We start from the raw sequence: 15,114 nt of genomic DNA on the forward strand, positions 1-15,114 counted from the left end.
ATGGGGCGTCCCACCTTTCCGGCACGCAACCAGTGGAACGCCGATGCGGCGCAGCCGGCACGCCCGTCTGCGCCCCGCGCGGTGCCGCGTGTGCCCCCGGGCAGCGGCCCGCTGGTGCCCACGCTGCCGGTGGATGCCAGCCAGTACGACCGGCTGGCGGCGGTGCAGCAGTCGCGCCCGGCACCGGTGCGCCCGCATGTGGTGCCGGTACAGACGCGCAGCACTGTCGGCAATACGGGGCTGGGCAACGCCGCGGCCATGCGCTCCCGCATGGTGCAGCAGCTGCAGGCAGAGGGCCTGCAGGATGCGCGCGTGGTGCAGGCCATGCTGGCGGTGGAGCGGCATTGCTTTGTCGACAGTGCGCTGCTGAACCAGGCCTATCTGGACACCAGCCTGCCGATCGGCCTGCAGCAGACGATTTCCAAGCCCAGCGTGGTGGCCCGCATGATCGAGCTGCTGCTGTCCAGTCCGGCCATGCAGCGGCAGTCGCCCGATGCCCGGCTGGGCCGCGTGCTGGAAGTGGGCACCGGCTGCGGCTACCAGGCCAGCGTGCTCAGCCAGGTGGCGAGCGAGGTGTACAGCATCGAGCGCCTCAAGGGGCTGCACGAGAAGGCACGCGACAATCTGCGTCCGTTCCGCATCCCCAATATCCATCTGCTGCTGGGTGACGGCATGCAGGGTTTCGAATCGGGTGCGCCTTACGCCGGCATCATCGCTGCCGCGGGCGGGCAGGCGATTCCGCAGGCCTGGGTCGACCAGCTGGCCATGGGCGGGCGCATCGTGGCGCCGATGGCGACCGGGCCGCAGAGCCAGGTGCTGGTGGTGCTGGACAAGACGGCGAACGGTTTGCAACAAACTGTGCTCGAGCCTGTGTTTTTTGTTCCCTTAAAATCCGGTCTGGCATAGCCCGTACCCCCCGATGCCAGTCTTGGGCTGGCCTGACTTCATTCGGGGTACGGTTCCAGGTTGCACAACAAGGATGAATTGCATGACTTTGAATCAAGGCCCTGGCCGCGGCGGACGCCTGTTCCGCGTGGCTGTGTGTGCAGGTATCGCCGCAGTACTGGCAGCCTGCGGCTCTTCCCCGCGTGCGCCGGTCGAGAACCGTTCCACGGGCGGCATCAGCATTCCCCGTGTCGATCCGGCCACGCTGCCGGGCTACGAATTCCGCAACAGGCCTGGCTACTACCAGGTGCAGCCGGGTGAAACCATCCGCAGCATTGCGCGCAACAACAATCTGGACTGGCGCGACATCGTGCGCTGGAACAGCCAGTGGGTGCCGAACCCCGACCTGATCGAAGTGGGCCAGGTGCTGCGTATCGAGCCGCCGGCCGGTTCGGTGGCGCGTACCACGCCAGTGGCCCCGCGCGTCACATCACCTGCCAGCACCACGCCGGCTCCGCGCGTCACCCCGCCGTCCGACGCTGGCGCTGCCAGCATCGCGCTGGCCTGGCCAACGCAGAGCCGCACCATCGTCACGCCCTTCGATGACGTGAAGAACAAGGGCATCGGCATTGGCGGCCGCGAGGGTGATCCGGTCACGGCCGCCGCTGATGGCACCGTGATGTATGCAGGCTCCGGCCTGCGCGGCTACGGCAATCTGGTGATCCTGAAGCACAACACCACCTTCCTGACCGTGTATGCCCACAACAGCAAGCTGCTGGTGAAGGAAAACCAGAGCGTGAAGAAGGGCCAGACCATTGCCGAAATGGGCAAGACCGATGCCGACCGCGTGAAGCTGCACTTCGAGGTGCGCCGCAACGGCAAGACGGTGAATCCGCTGAGCTACCTGCCGCGCTGAGTTCCAGCGCCAGCAGGCTGCCAGCCCGCTTCCCGTGCCTTGCGGTGCGGGAAGCGGTTTTTGTTTTTTGAGTGATGAATGCCATGAGTGCCACCGAGTCCGACCGTTCTTCTGAAACTTCTACTGTTGCCAGCACCGGGGCTGCCGCTGCGCCGGCATCCGAGGTTGCCCCTGTGTCTGCGTCTGCTCCCGTCTCGGCACGTCCGGCGATTGGCGATGCGGCAGGTGCAGGGTCTGACCTTGGCGCCGAGCACGCAGGAGGAACGGGGGACAAACTGGCCGCCTTGCTCCCGCACTTCGGTGAACGTCCGCCGCATGCGCAGGACGACTGGCTGCTGGTGCATGCCATGGATCTGGACGCCAAGGGCGTGGCGCGCCGTGCTGACGGCAAGGTGATCTTCATCGACGGGGCCTTGCCTTACGAGTGGGTGAGCGCCACCAGCCACCGCAAGAAGAATGCCTGGGAAGCGGCCACGGTCACGGCGGTGCACAAGGAATCGTCCCAGCGCGTGACGCCGCGCTGCCCGCACTTCGGCCTGCATGCCGGCGCCTGCGGTGGCTGCAAGATGCAGCACCTGCACCCTGCCGCGCAGGTGGCGATGAAGCAGCGCGTGCTGGAAGACAACCTCTGGCATCTGGGCAAGTGCAAGGCCGACCATCTGCTGCGCCCCATCCATGGGCCTGACTGGGGCTACCGCTGGCGCGCGCGCCTGTCGGTGCGCCATGTGATCAAGAAGGGCGAGGTGCTGATCGGCTTTCATGAGCGCAAGAGCCGCTACATCGCCGACATGCAGAGCTGCGCCATCCTGCCGCCGCATGTGAGCGATCTGCTGCTGCCGCTGCGCGCGCTGATCGCCAGCATGGAGGCGCGTGATACCTGTCCGCAGATCGAGCTGGCCTGCGGTGACGAAGTGACAGCGCTGGTGCTGCGCCATCTGGAGCCGCTGAGCGAGGCTGATCTGGCCAGGCTGCACACCTTTGCAGCCGCACACCCGGGCGTGCAGTGGTGGCTGCAGCCCAAGGGGCCGGACACCGTGCACTGCATCAGCGAGAACACGCCGCAGCTGGGCTACAGCCTGCCCGAGTTCGGCATCACCATGCCGTTCCGCCCCACGGATTTCACGCAGGTCAACCCTTACATCAACCGCGTGCTGGTGAGCCGTGCGCTGCAGCGGCTGCAGGTGCAGCCGCACGAACGCGTGATCGACTGGTTCTGCGGTCTGGGCAACTTCACCCTGCCGCTGGCGACACAGGCGCGCGAGGTGCTGGGCATCGAGGGCAGCGAGACGCTGGTGGCGCGCTCGCGCGAAAATTACGCGGCCAACAACCCGAACGCCTATGGTCGCACGCTGGCACCCACGCAATTCGTGGCGCGCAACCTGTTCGAGATGACACCCGAGATGCTGGTGCAGGACGGTGTGGCCGACAAGTGGCTGGTCGATCCGCCGCGCGAAGGCGCGTTTGCGCTGTCCAAGGCACTGGCGGACATCCACCAGCAGCGCATCGGCCAGGGCGAAGAGGGCGCGTTTGTGGCGCCAGCCGACTGGCAGCCGCCCAGGCGCATCGTCTACGTGAGCTGCAACCCGGCCACGCTGGCGCGCGATGCCGGCCTGCTGGTGCACCAGGCCGGCTACAAGTTGGCGGCGGCGGGCGTGGTCAACATGTTCCCGCATACGGCGCATGTGGAGAGCATGGCGGTGTTCGAGCGGGATGATGCGGCCTGGAAGAACGGCGACTGAGCTCCTCCAAATTCCCAAGAAAAAGCCCCTTGGCCATCCGGCGCAAGGGGCTTCGTCCTTGAAGCGTTCAGCGCTTAGTCGCTGCTGCCGCCAATGCCGAAGATGGCCAGGAAACCCTGGAACACGTTGTAGATGTCCAGGTACAGTGCCAGGGTGGCGCTGATGTAGTTGGTTTCGCCGCCGTCCACGATGCGCTTCAGGTCGTACAGCATGTACAGGCTGAACACGCCGATCAGCAGCACGGACAGGGCCATCATGCCCGCGGTGGAGCCGACGAACACGTTGACGATGGCGCCGAAGAACACCACCAGGGCGCCCACGAACAGCCACTTGCCCATGCCGGACAGGTCACGCTTGATGACGGAAGACAGCACGGCCATCACGCCGAACACGCCCGCCGTGGCGGCAAATGCCGTCATCACGATCTGTTCGCCATTGCCCATGCCGAGTACGACGGACAGCATGCGCGACAGCATCAGGCCCATGAAGAAGGTGAAGCCCAGCAGCACGGCAACGCCGGTGGCGGAGTTCTTGGTCTTCTCGATGGCGTACATGAAGCCGAACGCACCGCCCAGGAACAACACCAGACCCAGACCGCCGCCGAGGCGGGCCGTGATGCCGGTGGTTACGCCGATCCAGGCGCCCAGGACGGTGGGCAGCATGCTCAGGGCGAGCAGCCAGTAGGTGTTGCGCAATACGCTGTTGCGCTGGGCGGCCGTGCTGACGACATTGCCGCGGCCCCAGCTGTTACCGAGGGGGCTGTTGCCGGTTTGCAAACGGTTGTCCATAAGGTCAATCTCCATTCAATTGATTTGCTTGCCGGCCCGGGACCATCCCGCAACGGCAGACCGCATCATACATGCGGATTTTTTCACGCAATTCAAGCGCTTGGGCACAGGCTTCAGCGCAGGCCGGTCGAAGTGGTGGTGCGGCCGTTGACTGTGGTGCGGGTCGTGCCCACACCGACGTCGACAACGCCGTACATCTGCACGCCGCTGCCACTGGAGCCGCTGATGCCGATGCCGCTGGAGCCCAGGGGCGTGGCAGCCTGGCTCACCGGCTGAGAATGGCCTGCACAGGCCGTCAGGCTGGCCAGCACCAAGGCGCCGCCAGTGGCTGCGAGCCATCGGAAAGCGGTGCGGTGGGTGGATGGTGTCATGGTGTGATACTCCTTTTCATCACAAAGAGTAGCGTAAAACATGGCCAACATTGGCAAAAACGGCCGCATGCAATGGTTTCCATTGGTAAGTGCGGCCTGCAGCGAGCTACTTGGTCAGGATCAGCTTGCCCTGGCGCGTGGCCTGCAGCCGGTAGGTGATGCCGTTGTGGCGAATGGCGATGGTACGGTGGCCCTGCATGAGTTCGCTGCTGCTGAAGGCGGGGGGAGTTTCGGCAGCGGTTTCAGGCAGCGGAGACGCGTGCGACTGTGTCTGTACAGGCCAGTGCGCGGGACTGACCGACGCTGTCTCCGCTGAAGCGGACTTCGGTGCCGGGACAGACGGCAAGGCAGAAGCTGGAGACATTGCCTTGTCCGCTGCTGCCGTGTGCTCCTGTGCATCGAGGGAAGGAGCGCTGCTGCTCATCGCACCGGCTCCGTCACGAATCCGATCTGCGTCAGCCCGGCCTGCTGTGCGGCGGCCAGGGTGCGTGCCACGGCGTCGTAGCGCACGTTGCGGTCGGCGCGCAACTGCACCACCGGCTGCGGCTGCTTGCCCGATTCGGTGCGCATGCGCTCCGGCAGCGCCTCGGCGACGACCGGCTGGCCGTTCCAGAAGGTCTTGCCCTGGGCGTCGATGGCGATCTGGATATGGTCGGGCTTGAGCTGCTCGGGAGCGCTGTTGGCGCTGGGCAGCGATAGCGGCACGGCATGCTGCAGCACCGGCACGGTGATGATGAAGACGATCAGCAGCACCAACATGACATCCACCAGCGGCGTCATGTTGATCTCGCCCATCACGGCATCCTCGTTCTGGTCATGGAAGGACTGCATGGCCATGCTGTCACCCCTTGCTGGCGACGCGCGCGCCGGTGATCAGGTAGGCATGCAGGTCATGCGCGAAGCGCTGCAGCTGGAGCAGCACGCGGCGGTTGCCGCGCAGCAGCGCGTTGTAGGCCAGCACGGCAGGGATGGCAACGGCCAGGCCCAGGGCCGTCATGATCAGGGCTTCGCCGATCGGGCCGGCCACCTTGTCAATGGTGGCGGCGCCGCTGGCGCTGATGCCCATGAGGGCGTGGTAAATGCCCCAGACGGTACCGAACAGGCCGACGAAGGGGGCGGTGGAGCCGATCGAGGCGAGGATGGACAGGCCGGACTGCATGCGTGCCTGGCTGCCGTCCATGCTGTTGCGCAGGCACATGCTGATCCAGTCGCTGGCGCTCAGGCTGCCGTGCAGTTCGTTGGCATTCTGGCGGTGGTGGGCATGGGCCTCCTGGCCCTGGGTGGCCAACTGGTGAAAGGGGCTGTCGCTCGCGCCGAGATGGCGCATGCCTTCGGGCAGGCTGGCGCTGTGCCAGAACTGCTCGGCGCCTGCGGCCTGGCGGCGTGCGCGCCACAGGTCCCAACTCTTGAGGGCAATCACGCTCCAGGTGGCGATGGACATGGCCAGCAGCAGCAGGGCAACGCTGCGGGTGACCCAGTCGCCCTGCGTCCAGAGCAGGGACAGGTCCATGGCGGCGATGGGGGAGGGGCTCGTCATTCGAAACTACCTTTCAGGAAAATTCTTGGGGAAATGGAGATGCGGGGCTTATTCCAGGCGGAAGGCGATGGGCACGGTGTATTCCATGGCCGCCGGCACGCCGTTGCGCTTGCCGGGCACGAAGCGCCAGCGGCGCACGGTTTCCAGCGCGGAGCTGTCGAGGGCGTCGAAGCCACTGGACTTTTTCAGGGCGACGCGTTCTGCGCTGCCGTCGGCCCCGACCAGCACGCGCAGCAGCACGGTGCCGGTTTCACCCAGACGCTTGCTGGAAGCGGGATAGGGGGGCTTGGGGTTGTTGAGGTAGCTGGCACGGGTGCTGGGCAGCTCGACGGTCGGGGCTGCAGGGGCATCGCTTCTGGCCTGTCCCTGGCCGGAGGGGGCCTTGCCGGAGCTGTCGCTGTTGCGCGGCGCTGAGTCTGTGCTGCTGTCCGGTTTTTCAGCCTGGGTGGGCTGCTCTGCGGCGGGGCTGTGCTGTGGTGCCGGCTCCTTCGGGGCAGGTGTCTTGGCCGGTGGAATCGGATCGGGCTTGCGCTCTGGCTTGACGGTGGGTTTGGGCGGCGATTTGCGTACGGGTGCTTCGGCGGGCTTTTCCGGTTTGGGCGGGGCTGGCGCCGCAGCGGGTTCAGGCGCGGGTGCGGCGGGCGCAGGTTCCGGCACCAGGGCAATCAGCTGTACCGGCGTGATTTCCGGCAGGACGGCTGGCGTGGTTGCCTTGGCGGCCAGTATCCCGAACAAGCCCAGATGCAACAGCGTGATGCCGGTACTGACGAGGACGGGGCGGGATGATCCGGAAAGAGACAGGGACAAGGACATGCGGAAACGGAAAAAACATCAGGGGCGCAGAATGAGCCAGCAGGCGGGGGCAACAATCAGTGCGGCAATCAACAGGCTGTAGGCCATGGCGGAACTCCTCGGGCTGGGAAAACGGTCTGCAAATTATAAATGAGAATCATTATCTATTAAAAAGGATTTTGCCGGGGGAAAGAGATGCCTGGGACCTATGTCGACCACCGAAGCACAGCCGCACAGCGTCATGCAGGCTTCGAACTCGTCGCGTAGCAGGCGCAGCACACTGGTGACGCCGACGGCGCCAGCGGCGGCCAGGCCAAGGATTTGCGGGCGCCCGATCAGGACGGCGTTGGCGCCCAGGGCCAGTGCCTTGAAAATGTCCGTGCCGCGGCGGATGCCGCCATCCACCAGAATGGGGTAGTCGGGATCGACGGCGGAGCGGATTGCGGGCAGCAGGGTGGCGGAGGCAGGCAGGGTGTCCAGCGTGCGTCCGCCGTGGTTGCTGACGATGAGGCCGGTGGCGCCAAGTTCGCGGGCCAGTTGCGCATCCTCGGGATGGGTGATGCCCTTGAGCCAGACGGGCAACTGCGTGTGTTGCAGCAGCCACTGCACATCATCCCAGTCGGGTGCCTGGGCGGCTAGGCCCTGGCACAGGCCGATGGAGGGATGGTCTGCTGGCGCAGCAGGCAGGGCATGCAGATGGGGGAAGGCAGGGCTTGCCTGCAAACCGTCCGTTTGATGTGCGGAAAATTCCGTCGGCACGCGGAACCCCGTGCGCCGTTCCAGATCGCGCACGCCTTGCACCGGCGCATCGACGGTCAGCACCAGGGCTTCGCAGCCGGCGGCTTCGGCGCGCCGGACCAGGGCCAGGGTGCGGGAGCGGCTGTGCTGCCAGTACAGCTGAAACCAGAGTGGCGGCGCGTTGTCAGCTCCCTCCGAATGCAGGATGGCGTGAATATCTTCCACCGCAACGCTGGACTGGGTGCTCAGCACCATGCCGGTGGCACAGGCCAGAGCGGCGTGGGCCGTGGCGATCTCGCCATCCGGATGCGCGAGCCGCTGGTGGGCGATCGGGGCAAGCAGCACCGGCCAGTCCAGTGTGCGACCCGACAACTGGATGCGGGTATGTCCGCCGGCCAGTGAGCGCAACACGCGGGGCCGCAGCTGCAGTTCGCTCCAGGCGCGGGAGTTGGCCCGCAGGGTGTGCTGGTCGGCCGCGCCGCCCAGAAAATAGGCACTCGTGGCGGGGTCGAGCGTGGCCAGTGCTTGGCGCTCGAAATCGGCAGGGGCCACCAGACCCGGTGGCAAGGCCTCGATGCGGGGCAGCGGAATGGAAGCGGTCATCAGGTGTCCGCCCACATGCGCAGCAGGTTGTGATAGGTGCCGGTCAAAGTATGGGTTTCCGGCGTTTCGCCGTGCTGTTCGCGCAGGCTGGTGATGGCCATGTCCAGCTCATGCAGCAGGGCGCGCTGGGGATCAAAGCGCACCATGCTTTCGATCCAGAAGAAGCAGGCCAGGCGTTGTCCCTGTGTCACCGGACGCACCTCATGCAGGCTGGTGCCGGGATACAGCACCGCGCTGCCGGCGGGCAGCTTGACGCGCTGCTCTCCATAGGTGTCGTGAATCACCAGCTCGCCCCCTTCGTACTCGTCCGGCTCGTTCAGGAACACCGTGCAGGAGACATCCGAGCGCACCTGCTGCCCGTCGGCGCGGCGCAGGATGGCATTGTCGTAATGCATGCCGTAGTGCCCCTCGCCCTGGTAGCGGTTGATGCGCGGGGTGAACACTTTTTTGGGCAGCGCGGCGCTGAAGAAGCGCGCATGGCTGTCCAGCGCCTGCAGCACGGTCTGGCGCACGGCCACGGCAGCCTCGCAATCGGAAGGCAGCTGCTCGTTGTGCTTGACGTGGCGCGCCTGGCTGCCGGCGGTACGCTGTCCGTCGGTCCAGGGTGCGGCCTCCAGCAGCGGACGCAGGCGGGCAATGTCGGCGGCAGACAGGACGGAATCGAGAGTGACGAGCATGGCGGAACAGGAGGACAGGCGGGTCAGGCCCGCACAGGGGTGGAAACCGCCGTTCCGAACCGGAGCGGCGGCAAGCAGGATCAGAACTTCAGCGTCGCGGTCAGCGCGTAACTGCGGCCGGCACCTGGCACGTAGAAGCCGCGATACAGCTCGGAGGCATGGTGCTTGTTGGTCAGGTTGCTGACGTTGGCCTTGAAGCTAAGGGTGTCGCTGTGGCGGTATTCGGCCATCAGGTCATAGGTGGCGTAGCCCGGCACCTTGATGTCCGACAGCACCGGCTTCTGGCTGCTGCGGAAGTTGACGCCAGCGCCGGCACGCCACTTCGGATGGAACTGGTAGGTGGTCCATACCGTACCGCTGTGCTTGGGCGTCAGGCCCGGGCGCTCGCCCACGCGCTCACCGGGCTGGTTCTGGCTGCAGCTGCCGGTGGCAGGGCAGGGTGCGGCCTTGTCCACCTTGGCGACCGGCAGGTACATGTAGGAGGCGTAGATTTCCCACTTCGGCGTGATGCGTCCGGTGAAATCGAGCTCCAGACCGGCGGTGTGGCGCTGGCCGCTCAGGTTGGCCACGGGCAGGTCGGGGTCGGTGTTGCGCTCGTTGTACTTGGTCGAGTGGAACAGCGCCACCCGCGTGCTGAACTGCTTGTTCGGGCTGTCGAAGCGTGCGCCCAGCTCGATGTTGCGGCTCTTTTCCGGGTCGATGCCGGCATTGCTGGCGTTGAGGGAATAGGTATCGCCCGAGGTGTTGAACGAGGTGCCGTAGGACAGGTGGTAGGACTGGTTTTCCGTCGGCTGGTACAGCACGCCCAGGCGATGGCTCCACTCGGACACCTTCATCTGGTAGCGGCTGGTCTTGCCGGCGGCGGTGTAGGTTTCGTAGTCCCCCTTGAGATTGTCATAGCGCAGGCCACCCACCAGCTTCCAGTGCGGCGCCACCTGGGCTACATCCTGCACGTAGGCGCCGAAAGCGTTGGATCGATAGTGGCTGGAGTGGTACAGCGGGCGCGCGTCTTCGTTGATCCAGGCGCCATCCGCTGGCGTGCCGATGGTGGTGCCGGGCTTGCTGCCCGTGCTCAGCGGCGCATACACATCCTTTTCCTCGCGTCCGAAATCAACCCCGGTCGTGATGGTGTGCTCGATGCTGCCGGTGCGGAACTTGTTGGTGTAGTCGCTCTGCGCGTGCAGCGTGTCCACGTCCTGGATCTTGAACTTGGGACGTCGCACCAGCGCCGAGGCATTGCTGAACGTGTTCTCGTTGGTGCTGCGGTCGGCAAAGCCGATGGCGCTGGAGCGGATGTCGCGCTCGAACCGGCCCTTGCGCAGCCGCGTGGTGAGCTCGCCACCATCGTCGAACCGGTGCGTATGCGACAGACCCAGCAGCGTGGCCTTGCTGTGGTTGCGGTCGCTCGCCATGGCGTAGTTGTTCTTTGGATCCACCGGCAGCAGCTTGCGTTCGGAGGGGCCGGAGGGGTTGGCCGGCAGCAGGTAGGGCAGGCCGTAGTTGATGCCGTTGCGGTTGTCCAGGTGGAACAGGTTCACCATGAACTCGTCCTGCGTGCCGATGCCCCAGCGGTAGGCGGCGGCAATGCCTTTCTTGCTCTCCTTGGCGCCGATGCCGTTCTTGCTGGCGCGGTCGCCCATCACGTTGACGCGCAGGGCCTGGTTCTCGCCGGTCTGCTTGTTGAAGTCGCCGGTCACGCGCACACGGCTGCCGCTGCCGATGGTGGCAGAGACCTCGTTCTCGTCGATCAGGCGCGGCAGTTTGTTGACCTGGTTCACCGCGCCGCCGGTGGAGCCGCGGCCGAACAGCATGGAGGCGGAACCGCGCAGCACTTCCACCTGATCCATGTTGAAGGTGTCGCGGTCGTAGAAGGCCGGGTCGCGCATGCCGTCGACAAAGATGTCGCCGCTGGCGGCGAGCGAGAAACCGCGCAGGCGGATGTCCTCCTCGCCGGTCTCGCCAGCCTGGAAAGTCACGCCGGCGGTGTTTTTCAGCGCTTCCTTGACGGTATCGAGCTGGCGGTCATCGATGAGTTTTTCGGTGACGACGGTGACGGACTGGGGGATGTCGCGCAGCTTCTGCTTGCCCTTGCCGATATGGGCAGTGGTGGCACGCAGGGTGTCCTTGCCTTCCGGCGTGAGGGCGGCTTCGCGCACCTCCACCGTGGGCAGGGTGGCATCCTCGGAAGCAGTGGTTTGCGCCAGGGCGGAAGAGCCGAGGCTGCCGAGCAGCAACGCAGCGCCCAGGGGGACGACCTTGCGTGCAGTGGGGGAAGACGTGGAATGGGAAACAGCGCGTCGCGATGGAGAAGCTTGGGTCATAGCAGCAAAGGGAATGCGGGGGAACAACTTGCTGGCTATGTCTGCGCGACGCGCGGCAGTGTGGCTGGCTAACGCGATGCCATGCCCGGTGGCCCGGCATCAGGCTGCCATTGTATAGAAATAATAACGATTATCATTTATATGCGTGCCATTGTTTCCTCCCTGCAACAGCACGCAGGCTGGCAGTACTCAGCCGTAGCGCTTGAGCAGACGCATCAGCTTCTCGAAACGCTCGCCATAGGGCGGTTGCAGCCAGCGCGTGCCGCTGTGGCGCGACTGCGTGAACACCGGCTTGAGCTTGCTGAAGGTGTTGAAGCCCCATTCGCCATGGTAGGCGCCCATGCCACTGGCTCCCACGCCGCCAAAGGGCTGGGATTGCTGCGTCAGGTGGTACAGGCAGTCATTGATGGTGACGCCACCGGAGATGGTCTGCTCCAGCACCTTGTCACGCGCATGGTGATCGTTGCCGAACCAGTACAGCGCCAGCGGATGATCGCCCTGGCGGATCAGCTCGATTGCCTGCTCGGCGTTGTCGTACACCACCACTGGCAGGATGGGGCCGAAGATCTCTTCCTGCATCAGCTGCATGTCCGGCTGCGGCTGCAGCACCAGGCAAGGCGCCAGCTTGCGCTGGGCCATGTCGGTGTCGCCCAGCGGCACGATCTGAGCACCGCCCTGATGTGCCTGCTCCAGCATGCCGACCAGGCGGCCGAAGTGCTTCTGGCTGATGATGCTGCTGTAGTCGGGGTTGTCGCCGAAGGCAGGATAGAGCTTGCGCACGGCCTGGGTATAGGCCTCGACGAAGGCGTCCTGCTGGCTGCGGTGCACCAGCACGTAATCGGGAGCGACACAGGTCTGGCCGGCATTGAGCAGCTTGCTGGTGGCAATGCGCTCGGCGCTCAGACCCATGTCGGCGGACAGGTCGATCAGCGCCGGCGACTTGCCGCCCAGCTCCAGCGTGACCGGCGTGAGGTTGCGCGCGGCGGCCTTGGCCACCTGGCGACCCACTGCGGTGGAGCCGGTGAACAGCAGGTGGTCGAACGGCAGCTGCACAAAGGCCTTGCCCACTTCGGCATCGCCCAGCACCACCGTCATTTCGTTGGCGGCAAAGTATTTGCCGATGGCCTGCTGCAGCTCGGCCGAAAAACGTGGCGTCAGTTCGGACGGCTTGATCATCACCCGGTTGCCGGCGGCCAGCGCTCCGAGGGCGGGGGCCAGTGCCAGTTGCAGCGGATAGTTCCAGGGCGAAACCACGCCGACCACGCCCAGCGGCTGCGGCATCAGGCGGTTGCTGCCCGGCAGGTAGCTCATGGCCGTGGGCATGCGGCGCGCCTTCATCCAGCGCCCCAGGTGCTTGCGCGTGTGGCGCAGCTCCAGTTCCACCACCAGGATTTCGGCCATGCGGGTTTCGTGGGCCGAGCGATGGCCGAAGTCGGCCGAAATGGCATCGATGAAGGTCTGGCTGGTGTGATCCAGCATGCGCTGCAGGCGGTCCAGACGCTCCAGGCGCTGGCGCAGCGGGGGCAGGGGATCGGCGCGGTGTGCGGCCTGCTGCTGTTCCAGCAGGGCGTGCAGGTCATCGGCCGAGGCGGACAGCCCGGCGGGGCTGGCGGAAGTGGCTCCAAAAAGGGGAAGGGAAGCAGTCATGCACTCAAGTGTACGAAGTCTGTATGGCACTTGCGCCGAAGCGGCATGCGCAGATGGCGCGGTTTTGTAAGGAAGTTTGTCACAGGGGCGTCGATCGGACGCGCGCCATCACACCGTCAGCCAGATGCTGCCACTGGCGGCCGTGGCCAGCATGACTTCGTCCTGCGAGCGTCCGAGCGCCGCCGTCAGGGCCTGGGCCGCCAGCTCCGGCAGGTTGTTGCGCTCGCTCAGGTGGGCGGCCAGCACATGGCCGAGGGAGGCGTGGTTGATGCGCGCTGCCAGTGCCGCGGCGGCGCCATTGCTGAGGTGGCCGAAGTCGCCTGCGACCCGGCGCTTCAGGAACGGCGGATAGCGCGAGGCCGCCAGCATGTCCGGATCGTGGTTGGCTTCGAGCAGCAGGGCGTGGCAGCGCTCCAGCATGGCGATCACATGGGCGCTGGCATGGCCCAGGTCGGTGGCGATGCCGAGCTGGCGGTCGCCGTCCGAGCACAGCAGCTGCAGCGGCTCGCGCGCATCGTGCGGCACGGTGAAGGGCTGCACCAGCATGCTGCCCAGGTCGATCGCCTCGCCATCGCGTGCAAAGCAGACGAGGTCATCCAGCGATTCGGGCCGCCCCACAGCGGCATGGGTGCCGCGGCTCATCCAGACAGGAATGCGGTGGCGGGCAGCGAACACCGGCGCACAGCCGATATGGTCGCTGTGCTCGTGCGTGATGAAGATGGCCGTGAGCTGTTCCGGTTCCACGCCGGCCTGCTGCAGCCGCAGCGTGAGCTGGCGCGGCGACATGCCGCAGTCGATCAGCAGACGGCTGGTATGTGCCCCTTCGGTGGATTCCACCAATGTGGCATTGCCGGCGCTGCCGCTGCCCAGACTCTTGAAACGGATGGCCACGAAATTGGTCGAACTCGGAAGAAAAAGGCGATGCCGGAAATGGCAACCGCCCGGCTGCAGACAGGCGGGCGGCTGTGCTTCAGGCAGGAGGGCCGTTTACAGGCGCTTCAGATCCTCGGCCAGCACCTTCAGGATGCGGTCGCGGTCGGTCGCATTGGCCTGCTGGCCGGATTCGGTCAGCACACCCACCACGCTGGTGGCACCCTGGGACTGCACCACCACACGGTAGCGCACCGGCTTGGCTTCGGGAGTCTTCTTGCCGAACAGGCGGCCGAGGAAGCCGGGCGGCTCCTGCTTGACGGCCTCGTACGGCACATAGCGCACGTAGTAGGTGCCGGCAGCGCGGTCGCGGTCTTCCACCGTGAAGCCGGTGCGGTCCAGCGACAGACCGACACGGCGCCAGGCGCGGTCGAAGTCCTCGTTCAGCTGCAGCGCACCGGTGTTGGTGCTGTAGGCGATGTTGCTGGCCTGGGCCCCCTTGCTGGCGCTGTCCTGGCTCAGCATGGCATCGGCACGTTCCTTGCTCACACCGAGCGACATCATCAGGCGGCGCAGCATTTCGTCTTCCAGTGCCGGATCGCTGGCGCGCGGTGCCCAGGTGGACTGTTCCTTCTCGCGGCCACGCAGCACTTCTTCCATGCCGCGGTGGCTCACGTAGATATTGGTGCCGCCAGCGGCATTGGTTTCCAGACGGGTGCGGTAGCGGTCCAGCTCGCCGGTGGAGTAGAGCGAATCCAGCGCCTTGCCGATGGTGCGGCGGATCGGATCCAGCGGGATCTTGGCGCGGTTTTCGGCCCAGTCGGTTTCCATCACGCCCACGCGGCGGTCTTCCATGGCCAGCACGAAGCCGTTGTCTTCCCAGAAAGTCTTGACCGGATCCCACAGCTGCTGCGGTGTGCGGGCCACAACCAGCCAGCGCTGGTTGCCTTCGCGCTTGATCTGCACGTCGCCCACGTTCTGCAGGGCGGTGGCGCCGGATTTCTGGCCGGCTTCGCGCTGTGCATCGTAGGCCGTGGCGCTGGCGCTGCCCGGAATGTTGTAGCGACCGTCATTGCTGATGCGCGTCAGGTCGGGCGGAACTTCGAGCGGATTGCCGCGCTGGGCCGACTTGTAGTCGACACCGGTGTTGCCCGAGAACGGGGAGCAGGCGGTCAGGGCGGCCGCAGCCAGGGTCAGCACGGACAGTTTCTGCAAGTTCTTCACAGAGGA

General features: G+C 65.8%; 15 protein-coding genes. 3 read left to right on the top strand and 12 right to left on the bottom strand.

All coding sequences use genetic code 11. The features are described 5' to 3' along the window. The 3 genes from BMW28_RS07030 to rlmD all read left to right on the top strand — a co-directional run bounded on the left by BMW28_RS07030 (position 1) and on the right by rlmD (position 3,540). The gene (locus tag BMW28_RS07030; protein ID WP_091815871.1) at positions 1-906 is read left to right on the top strand and encodes a protein-L-isoaspartate(D-aspartate) O-methyltransferase; all 906 of its coding nucleotides are present in this window, start codon (positions 1-3) and stop codon (positions 904-906) included. Between the two features lie 82 nt (positions 907-988). Then, positions 989-1,801: a peptidoglycan DD-metalloendopeptidase family protein gene (locus BMW28_RS07035; protein WP_091815875.1), complete on the top strand. Its 813-nt coding sequence runs from the start codon at positions 989-991 to the stop codon at positions 1,799-1,801. Between the two features lie 83 nt (positions 1,802-1,884). Further along, entirely contained in the window at positions 1,885-3,540 is a 1,656-nt protein-coding gene (rlmD, locus tag BMW28_RS07040) for a 23S rRNA (uracil(1939)-C(5))-methyltransferase RlmD (RefSeq protein WP_234970055.1), read from the top strand. A gap of 74 nt (positions 3,541-3,614) precedes the next feature. Here the strand turns inward: rlmD and BMW28_RS07045 are convergent, their stop codons facing one another. From BMW28_RS07045 to bamC, 12 genes are all read right to left on the bottom strand, one after another. Continuing rightward, positions 3,615-4,328 (bottom strand): Bax inhibitor-1 family protein, encoded by a 714-nt coding sequence (locus BMW28_RS07045; RefSeq protein ID WP_091815878.1) that lies wholly within the window; start codon positions 4,326-4,328, stop codon positions 3,615-3,617. A gap of 113 nt (positions 4,329-4,441) precedes the next feature. Then, positions 4,442-4,699, bottom strand: coding sequence for a hypothetical protein (locus BMW28_RS07050; RefSeq protein ID WP_143280555.1), 258 nt, complete (start codon positions 4,697-4,699; stop codon positions 4,442-4,444). Positions 4,700-4,805: 106 nt separating this feature from the next. Next, complete coding sequence (gene hemP / locus BMW28_RS07055; protein ID WP_327020814.1) at positions 4,806-5,123, bottom strand: hemin uptake protein HemP; 318 nt, start codon at positions 5,121-5,123, stop codon at positions 4,806-4,808. Next, the gene (locus BMW28_RS07060) at positions 5,120-5,536 is read right to left on the bottom strand and encodes an ExbD/TolR family protein (protein WP_091815883.1); all 417 of its coding nucleotides are present in this window, start codon (positions 5,534-5,536) and stop codon (positions 5,120-5,122) included. The genes hemP and BMW28_RS07060 overlap by 4 nt, the downstream gene beginning before the upstream one ends. A 4-nt stretch (positions 5,537-5,540) precedes the next feature. Beyond that, positions 5,541-6,236, bottom strand: a complete 696-nt coding sequence (locus BMW28_RS07065) for a MotA/TolQ/ExbB proton channel family protein (protein WP_234970057.1) — start codon at positions 6,234-6,236, stop codon at positions 5,541-5,543. 48 nt (positions 6,237-6,284) lie between these two features. Then, positions 6,285-7,049 (bottom strand): energy transducer TonB, encoded by a 765-nt coding sequence (locus BMW28_RS07070; protein WP_091815886.1) that lies wholly within the window; start codon positions 7,047-7,049, stop codon positions 6,285-6,287. 123 nt (positions 7,050-7,172) lie between these two features. After that, positions 7,173-8,369, bottom strand: a complete 1,197-nt coding sequence (locus BMW28_RS07075) for an alpha-hydroxy acid oxidase (protein ID WP_091815889.1) — start codon at positions 8,367-8,369, stop codon at positions 7,173-7,175. Continuing rightward, entirely contained in the window at positions 8,369-9,046 is a 678-nt protein-coding gene (locus tag BMW28_RS07080) for a Fe2+-dependent dioxygenase (protein WP_091815891.1), read from the bottom strand. The genes BMW28_RS07075 and BMW28_RS07080 overlap by 1 nt, the downstream gene beginning before the upstream one ends. Before the next feature lie 80 nt (positions 9,047-9,126). Beyond that, positions 9,127-11,367, bottom strand: a complete 2,241-nt coding sequence (locus tag BMW28_RS07085) for a TonB-dependent receptor (protein ID WP_091815894.1) — start codon at positions 11,365-11,367, stop codon at positions 9,127-9,129. Positions 11,368-11,556: 189 nt separating this feature from the next. Further along, positions 11,557-13,014, bottom strand: a complete 1,458-nt coding sequence (locus tag BMW28_RS07090; RefSeq protein WP_091815896.1) for a coniferyl aldehyde dehydrogenase — start codon at positions 13,012-13,014, stop codon at positions 11,557-11,559. Positions 13,015-13,122: 108 nt separating this feature from the next. Then, a complete protein-coding gene (locus tag BMW28_RS07095; protein ID WP_091815899.1) occupies positions 13,123-13,905 on the bottom strand; it encodes an MBL fold metallo-hydrolase in 783 nt (260 codons plus the stop codon). A 96-nt stretch (positions 13,906-14,001) separates the two neighbouring features. Beyond that, positions 14,002-15,108 carry an outer membrane protein assembly factor BamC gene (bamC, locus tag BMW28_RS07100; protein ID WP_091815900.1) on the bottom strand — a complete coding sequence of 369 codons (1,107 nt, stop codon included), beginning with the start codon at positions 15,106-15,108 and terminating at the stop codon, positions 14,002-14,004. Positions 15,109-15,114 lie beyond the last annotated feature (6 nt).

The sequence above is a fragment of the Allobrachymonas denitrificans DSM 15123 genome (assembly GCF_900110225.1).
In the GTDB taxonomy this organism is placed as follows: domain Bacteria; phylum Pseudomonadota; class Gammaproteobacteria; order Burkholderiales; family Burkholderiaceae_C; genus Brachymonas; species Brachymonas denitrificans.